Annotated in this window: 8 protein-coding genes; 2 read left to right on the plus strand and 6 right to left on the minus strand. The window is 38.3% G+C overall.

Annotated features, from left to right (window positions below):
• On the plus strand, positions 1-604 hold a 604-nt coding region (locus RLO81_RS07745; protein ID WP_350109629.1), incomplete at its 5' end, for a cation:proton antiporter domain-containing protein.
• 76 nt (positions 605-680) lie between these two features.
• On the plus strand, positions 681-2,084 hold the full coding sequence (locus RLO81_RS07750; protein WP_350109632.1) for a sodium-dependent transporter: 1,404 nt from the start codon (positions 681-683) through the stop codon (positions 2,082-2,084).
• 190 nt (positions 2,085-2,274) lie between these two features.
• On the opposite strand, the gene RLO81_RS07755 is transcribed toward RLO81_RS07750, so the two are convergent.
• The 6 genes from RLO81_RS07755 to RLO81_RS07780 all read right to left on the minus strand — a co-directional run.
• A complete protein-coding gene (locus RLO81_RS07755) occupies positions 2,275-2,703 on the minus strand; it encodes a tellurite resistance TerB family protein (RefSeq protein ID WP_350109635.1) in 429 nt (142 codons plus the stop codon).
• A 10-nt stretch (positions 2,704-2,713) separates the two neighbouring features.
• On the minus strand, positions 2,714-3,067 hold the full coding sequence (locus RLO81_RS07760; RefSeq protein WP_350109638.1) for a tellurite resistance TerB family protein: 354 nt from the start codon (positions 3,065-3,067) through the stop codon (positions 2,714-2,716).
• An 89-nt stretch (positions 3,068-3,156) separates the two neighbouring features.
• On the minus strand, positions 3,157-4,137 hold the full coding sequence (locus tag RLO81_RS07765) for an ROK family protein (RefSeq protein ID WP_350109641.1): 981 nt from the start codon (positions 4,135-4,137) through the stop codon (positions 3,157-3,159).
• On the minus strand, positions 4,134-4,985 hold the full coding sequence (locus tag RLO81_RS07770; RefSeq protein ID WP_350109644.1) for a hypothetical protein: 852 nt from the start codon (positions 4,983-4,985) through the stop codon (positions 4,134-4,136). Before RLO81_RS07770 ends, RLO81_RS07765 begins: the two co-directional genes overlap by 4 nt.
• Complete coding sequence (gene pfkA, locus RLO81_RS07775; protein ID WP_350109647.1) at positions 4,985-5,968, minus strand: 6-phosphofructokinase; 984 nt, start codon at positions 5,966-5,968, stop codon at positions 4,985-4,987. Before pfkA ends, RLO81_RS07770 begins: the two co-directional genes overlap by 1 nt.
• Before the next feature lie 114 nt (positions 5,969-6,082).
• Positions 6,083-8,409, minus strand: a 2,327-nt coding sequence (locus tag RLO81_RS07780) for an alpha-amylase family glycosyl hydrolase (RefSeq protein WP_350109650.1), incomplete at its 5' end; no start/stop codon positions are given.

The following is an 8,409-nucleotide window of genomic DNA, read 5'->3' on the forward strand; positions in this document are numbered from 1 at the left end:
CAACGAGCATACTGAAATTGAAGTACTGGTAACGCTTTCTATAGTACTAGGCGGTGCTAGTATCGCAGAAACATTGCATGTATCTGGCCCATTGGCGATGGTTGTTATGGGATTGTTTGTCGGAAGAAAAGGAAGAAACGAAAATCAGGAAGATGCGGCCGGGGAATATGTATATAAATTTTGGCACTTGATGGACGAAGCCATGAATGCTATCCTTTTCATTCTTATAGGATTACAAATTATTGTAATCAATTATGAAGTGGATTACTTCTACGCTGCTGGTTGTGCAATAGGCGTGGTTCTTTTAGCGAGACTCATTGGTGTATCAGTTCCGATATCATTAATGAGAATTACAAGGCACTTTCCTAAATACACCATCCGAATTCTAACCTGGAGTGGACTGCGAGGCGGAATCTCAGTAGCCCTGGCGCTTTCATTATATGAGAATACAAACTTCGACACCAAAATAGTAGATGTTATTATCACCATGACATACTGTGTTGTGCTTTTCTCCATTGTGGTGCAGGGGCTAACCATTAATACTTTATTCGCAAAATTTAACGAAGCCAACATGAAGGCTCCGAAATCTAGAAAGCCTGTTTGATACTGCTCATGTAGAATTCTTTTCTTAAGCTGAAAAATTTATACATATTTACAGCCCGTTAAATTTTTATTAAATTATGGCTAACAGAGGAGGCTTTTCAAGTAAGCTTGGTTTTATTATGGCAGCAGCAGGTTCTGCCGTTGGATTAGGGAATATATGGAAATTTCCCTTTGAGGTAGGTGCCGGTGGTGGTGCAGCTTTCCTATTAATGTACCTGGCGTTTTGCTTTATCTTGTGCTTCCCTGTTATGGTAACGGAAATAGCCATTGGAAGAAAAACCCAACTTAACCCAGTAGGTGCTTTTAAAGCCTTAGGTTACAAAAGATGGTCCATTATAGGTAAAATGGGAATTCTTAGCGGGGTATTAATACTTTCCTTTTATAACGTTGTTGCTGGTTGGGCTTTTGGCTATTTCATTGAAATGGTGATGGGTAATTTTGAAGTTGGTGCCAATTTTGGTGAATACATTACTAATGTGTTCAAAATTGGTGGGTATGCCATAGTATTTATGGCAACAACTGCATACATCGTTTCAAAAGGTATTTCTGCCGGCATAGAGCGTGCTTCGAAGATTTTAATGCCTACCTTATTCTTTATTATTATCGGACTAGTTCTATATTCTTTTACGCTACCAAATGCCTTTAAAGGTGTACAGTTTTATTTAGTACCAGACTTTTCTGAGATAAATCTAGAGGTAGTCTTTAATGCATTAGGGCAAGCGTTCTTTTCATTATCATTAGGTATGGGTGCGCTTATTACATATGGGAGCTATGTGGGAAAGAAAGACAATATCGTCACCTCAGCGGCATTCATTACTTTGGCTGATGTAGGGATTGCATTTCTTGCGGGATTGATGATGTTCCCTTTTGTTGCCTACCTTACTGATGGAACCATGGAAGGTGCCGCACAAGGCCCCGGTTTAATATTTGCCGTTCTGCCTGGCGTGTTCGAAAGTCTAGGACCAGTATTGGGTGTAATAGTAGGTTCTACCTTCTTTTTACTTTTATCGTTTGCTGCACTAACATCCACAGTAAGCTTACTCGAAGTGCCGGTTACTTACGTGGTTGACGAACATCAGGTAAAGAGAAGTAGGGCTGTATGGACCGTTGCAATGATTGTATTTTTAGTAGGATTACCGTCACTAATGGGCAATGGAGCTGTAGAATTTTTCACATCTTTCGTTACTTATCCTAGCGGTGAAACTAAAACGTTCATGGACTTGGTCGAGAATCTCTCAAGTGACACTTTTTTACCACTTGGTGGTTTCATGATTTCGATATTTGCTGCTTATATATGGAAAAAGGAAAACCTTCATGAAGAAATAAGTTCTGGTTATGATGGATTTAAGACATCATTCGTAAGAAAATTTTTAGATGTTACAATTAGTTATTTATGCCCTATCATTTTGGGAATAATATTCATACTAACTGTAAGTCAGAAATTCTTTGGAGTAAGCTTAATAGATAAGTTATTCTATTAAGCCAAGGAATTAGTCTGTTAAAAAAGAGCCTGTCTTAATTGGTATCTTAAACCTATGTAGCAAGTAGTTTTATCGCGCTAAAAAGGTGTCAATAAGAACTGATTAAATTCCTGCACATAAGGCAGGAGGGCTTCCTCATTCAGAATGGCTTAACTTATATTTTGACTAAAATTTTGAGGCATCCCCTTCTTTATATAAACTTCTTACCAGCTGTTTCTTTTAACTCTGCCCATTCGGCCTTATTTGGCTCTTTCCCTTCATCAAAAAATTCGATGAGCCATTTCACAATTTCTTTTTTGTAGCCAAATTTATCTACTATGTCCTCGCAAAATTCGATTTCTGACTCTTCAACCACTCCATCAGCATACACCATCATGACAATATCATATAACTGATCCATTTTCTCATCATGGGTATCAGGTACATGAAGTTCAAGTTTTTTGTCACTTCGTAGCAACGATGCTATCTGACGATCTTTCAAACCATACTTATCTCCTACTTTATAAATCATTTTTTCTTCATCTGGGTGAAGGTGCCCATCGGCTTTTGCCAGGGCAATAAGATTTCTAAGGTGGTTCTTTTTAAAAGAAAGAAATTGATGTTCAAAAAAGCCGATCATAGTTCTTTAATTAGGTTTTCCAAAGTCGTTTTGTGAGTGCAATTACTTCATCCAAATCACTCTTCTTTAGCTCCAGCCGCTCTGCTATGTTTAAACATAAGTCGTATTCTTTCTGCTCTATTTCACCATCAATCATCGACATAAATACAACATCAGCCAATTGTTCTTCTCTGTCATCCAAATCGTCAGGAACAATAAATTCCAGCTCATGGGTGTTCTTCATGATTTTTGAAACCTCGGCTGCAGGCAGACCAAGTTCTGCTGCCCTTTCCTCAAGGAATTCCCTTTCCGAGTCCTCTACGTGCCCATCTGCAAATGCTACTGACACAAGGTTTTGAAAGTGTTCTAGCTTTATATTCCTCAATGTGATTTGATTTAACGTGCCAAACTAAGCACTAAAAGTAAATAAATTACACCAATAATCTGATGATTGTCAATAGCATAAACGTTGATTTATCCTACAACTTCACCTTCTTCACTATTCAGATAGTCAATTACCAGACTGCTAGCCCCAAGAATAGGGGCACTTTGATTTTGCAAGCCAGAGGGTAATACCTGTACTTTGCCCCTGTAAATAGGCATTAGCGTTTCTTCTAAATGTCTTCTTGTCGGCTCAAAAATAAGATCCTGTGCAAGACTTAGCCCACCGAATAGGAAAATAGCCTCTGGATCAGTATGCGCAACAGTATCAGCTAACTTTGCCCCCAATACCTGGCCCGTGTATTCGAAAGCATCTTTGGCCACTAAATCACCTCTTTGGGCAGATTCAGTGATCATCTTAGTAGTTAAATCATGAAAGCTGATGCCTCTAAGTTCACTTTCTTCGAGGTGATCGGCCAACATCTTATATACGGTACGCTTTATACCTGTGGCTGAAACATAGGTTTCTAGACATCCTTTTCTGCCACAACCACATTGCCTGCCTCTTGGGTTTATAATTACATGACCCAATTCTGCTGCAAAACCATCGTGGCCATGTACCAATTTGCCATTGCAAACAATACCTGAACCCAAACCTGTACCCAATGTAATCACAATAAAGTCTTTCATGCCCTGCGCGTGACCATAAATCATCTCACCCATGGCTGCTGCGTTAGCATCATTGGTAATCATTACAGGAACATTAAAATCTTTTTTCATGATTTCAACGATAGGAATAATACCCTTCCACTTTAAGTTTGCAGCGTGTTCTATTGTGCCTCTGAGGTAATTTGCATTAGGGGCACCAATCCCGATTCCCATAAGTTTAGAAGCACCTCCTATTTCACTCATGCCCTCTTTTATGGCTTCATCCAATTCCTTGATATAATCTTTAAAATCATTATGAGTTTGTGTTGTTATTTTAGACTGAAATAATACCTCCCCTTTCTGATCTACCAGTCCAAATTTGGTTGATGTACCTCCTATATCAATTCCAACGATAATATCACTCATGACTTCTTATACCTTTTATTCATATGATAACGAACCAAATCGTTAATTGGCTCTTTAATAATCTTGCCCACCTCTATCCCTTTTTCATCAGCAACAGACCTTAATTCATGTTCAAATATTTGGGCGATTGAACCTGTAAAGTGAGTTTTTACAGTTTTATATTTTTCCATAGGAAGAATAAAATAGTTCATGAAATCTGACATGCCCTGTCTTATCATTTCCTGAAAGTATTCATTTGCTTTGTTTTTCTCAATAAATTTCATGAATGAAGCGAGATAAACATTAGGATACGGTTTCATATACACATTCTCCAAAATCGTTTCTTTTGTAAGATTATACTCTTCAGTAAACTCCTTGTCAATTTCTTTAGGGAGTTGTTTGTATAGATACGCTTTTAATAATTGCTTACCATAATTTGATCCGCCACCCTCATCTCCTAAAACATAATCCAATGCAGGGGTTTCTTGCCTAACAATATCACCATCGAAATAACAAGCATTTGAGCCTGTGCCCAATATACAAGCAATGGAAGGCACTCCTTCATAAGTGGCTAATGCTGAGGCGACTATATCGTGATTCACATAATGATGACTCTTTGGAAACGCTTTTGAACAAGCTCTTAATACGCTATTTTGAAACGCCTTACTTCCACAGCCTGCACTATAAATGTAGATTACCTCAATAGCCTTTTCTTTAACTTCTTCTAAATTGGAAAGTATATTGAAAATCTCATCTTCTGTATGAAAAATAGGGTTTAATCCACCAGTACTGAACTGACTAATTGTTGTTTCATCCTCGACTAATTGCCAGTCGCATTTAGAAGAACCACTTATACCTATTAAAATCATTATATTGATAGTATTTTAGAAATTCTCAGCGCATCTGTATCAATCTCGTGCCCATTACTCATAATGGTTTCAAAGTCGTTAAAAACAGTGATATTATCTTTTATACCTACCATTACATCAGATTTTCCTTTTAACAGGCCTTCAACTGCATATACACCCATTTTACTGGCCAATACACGGTCAAAATAAGTTGGCGCACCTCCTCTTTGTAAATGACCCAATATAGTCACTTTTGTATCATAGTATGGAAAACGTTTAGTTACCTCGTTAGCAATATCCATTGCACTTCCACTCTTGCCTCCTTCAGCTACAATTACCAAACTTGAGCTTTTCTTATTCTCACCACCTTTATCCAGCCTCGCGACTAGTTGATCTATCGTCATTTCCTCTTCGGGAATAATAATTGCTGCTGCACCTCCGGCAATACCTGAATTAATGGCTATAGCTCCAGAATCGCGGCCCATTACTTCAATAAAAAATAATCGGTTGTGCGATAATGCAGTATCCCTGATTTTATCAACGGCATCAACAACGGTATTGGTTGCAGTATCGTACCCTATTGTGTAATCTGTACCTGGTAAATCATTATCTATGGTGCCAGGCACGCAAATAACGGGAAGTCCAAATTCTTTATGAAAAATATGGAGGCCTGTAAATGTTCCATCTCCACCGATTCCTACTAACCCCTCAATACCACGAGACATAAGGTTATCGTAGGCCTTCTTTCTTCCTTCGGGGGTTCTAAACTCATCGCTTCTAGCTGATTTTAATATTGTGCCCCCTCGCTGAATGATATTACCAACAGAACGTGCATCCAGAGCGACTATGTCGTCATCAATCATGCCTTCATACCCACGATAGATTCCGAAAATATTCTTTTTATAAAATATGCTTGCCCGAACAACCGCACGGATGGCAGCATTCATTCCGGGAGCATCTCCTCCTGAAGTAAATACTGCTATGTTATTTATTTCTGATGACATCTACTTCTAATTAATTTCCTAAAATAAGGAAGATTAACATGTCTTTAACAGTGATTTGATACCAATTTTAGGTCGCTCCTTTTGCAAACGATTGAATGAAAGAAATAGATATGATTATTTTTTTAACAACTTAACACATTCAATTCTTTCACCGCCTTTCATCTTTAATAGATAGAGCCCTTTTTTCAAGTTAGTCATATCCAGTAGAATATCTGCATCCGATTGATATGTATTTGACTCCAGCACCCTACCAGATACATCCATTAATTGGTAACTGCCCTTTACCATTTGATGTGAAATTATTGCTATATTATCAACCGGGTTTGGATATACATACAATAATCGCGAAGTCCCATTTTCTAAATCTGTTATAATTGTGCTGGTAGTTAATTGAATTTCAACAGACTCCGTGGAATAATTGGCATTTGATGCAGCTACTTTGTAGGTATAATCAACGTTTGGTTCTGCAGTAGTATCTAAATACTCCGTTTTATTAATCCCAGAAAGCCCAATTTCTTCAAATTCTGCTCCCGCACTTCTCAAAACTTTATAAGTTGTTTCAATGGAACTGTTATCCTTCCAATTTAATAGAACACCTTCACCTGCCAATTCAGAAACAGCAAGTTCAGTTGGTGCATTCGGCTGTACGAACTGTGTTAGTTCTTGTGATGTCGATGGTAAACGTACATCTGAATAAATCCTGAACTCCCCTGCCTGCAACATGAGGGATTCATTATTTGCACTTACTTCAATAGGATCGCCATTGGCAAAATAACTATACCAGGTCCCATTGTAAGGAAACGGTGTACTCACAGCTTGCGGTTGTAGGTTAAAATTAGCGATGACCACGAAATTGGCATCGGCTGGTATAGTGGCTTTACCTGATGCATTATCCAAGGTTATCTTTTTAACGAGTGTTTGGGATTCATCCAACGTGAAGTTTCCCTGGTTAAAGGCTTTATAAGTTGCTTTTAATTTGATCAATTCAGAGGTGACTTCATATAGTTTGAGCCTATCTACTTCTTCGTCATACCCTAAACCATTGGTAGCAGATGCCCAGGGAATAGGTTTTTCACCTGTTCTACCATTCTGATCTATTGAAATATCATAACCCAACTCACCAAACTGCCAAAGCATTTTAGGGCCTGGAATAGCATAATAGATGGCCGATGCACTTTTAACCCTTTCTAATGCCACTGATAATTCTTTCGTATTATGTCCACCGGAGGAATTACCGTTTTGTAAATTTCGATAAACCAAGCGCTCCTCATCATGGCTTTCCATATAGGGTATTAAATTGGCATTATCCCAATTTCTGTTTTCATAAAAGGCCCAGTCGAGATTGGAGCCATCTGAATAACCCATCGTATTCTGATTGAAATTGTGATTCATATTACCCCAAAGCATCATTCCGTAATTAGCTAATACTCTCTCTTCACTATTGTCTGACAAATGTTCTAAGATTATGTACGCATCTGGGTGGTGCGCCCAAATTTCATCTGCCATGCGGGTGAGTAAATCCACTCTGGATTGATCATATTGCCCCCAAAAGCCTACATTATCACCCGAATTGGTTTGAGTAAAGCCTTTTGATAAATCAAACCGGTAACCATCGAACCGATATTCTTCTAACCAGTAGTAATTCACTGTATCTACAAAAGATTGTGTAGCGGCTGACTCATGATTAAAATCAAAAAATACATTGAATGGGTGTTTGGCTACTGGATTTAAATACGGACTATTAGCTGCAGGTCTGAAATTGGCATGATCCCAGTACATCCATGCTATTGGGTTTCTTTCATGCGTGTGATTCAATACCATGTCGAGAATAACTGCTATACCTCTTGAATGGCACTCATCGATAAACGCCTTGAGATTATTCTTAGTGCCGTAATATTTGTCAGGCGCAAAGAAATAGGCTGGATTATAACCCCAACTATTGTTTCCATCAAACTCCATGATAGGCATGAGTTGAATGGCATTAATTCCAAGAGTTTTCAGGTAATCCAATCTGTTTATTACTGCTTCATAATTCTGATTTTCATCAAAATCCCTAACCAAAAGCTCATAGATGACTAAATCTTCTTTGGCAGGTGCTGCAAAGTCGTTTATCAACCAGTTATATTCCTGTTGTGCGGTCTGCATTACACTCACCCACCCTTCAGGTATTTCTGACTCAGGGTAATTGATTAAATTCGGATAAGTAGATTCAGGAATAAAACCATCGTTATTGGGATCGAGTATTTTATCAGAATAAGGATCCCCTACTAAAATTTCTTCGTCTACCAGGTATTGAAAAGCATATTCCTGACCTGAAGTTAGACCGGTAACATTTAACCAAAAATAATCTCCATCTTTTGCTAGTTGGTCGTCCGTAGAGGGAATCCAATTGTTAAAATCGCCCACCAGGTAAACAGATGTCTTAAGGGGTGCATATAAAC

It is taken from the genome of Fulvivirga sp., from assembly GCF_040220315.1.
Classification (GTDB): domain Bacteria; phylum Bacteroidota; class Bacteroidia; order Cytophagales; family Cyclobacteriaceae; genus Fulvivirga.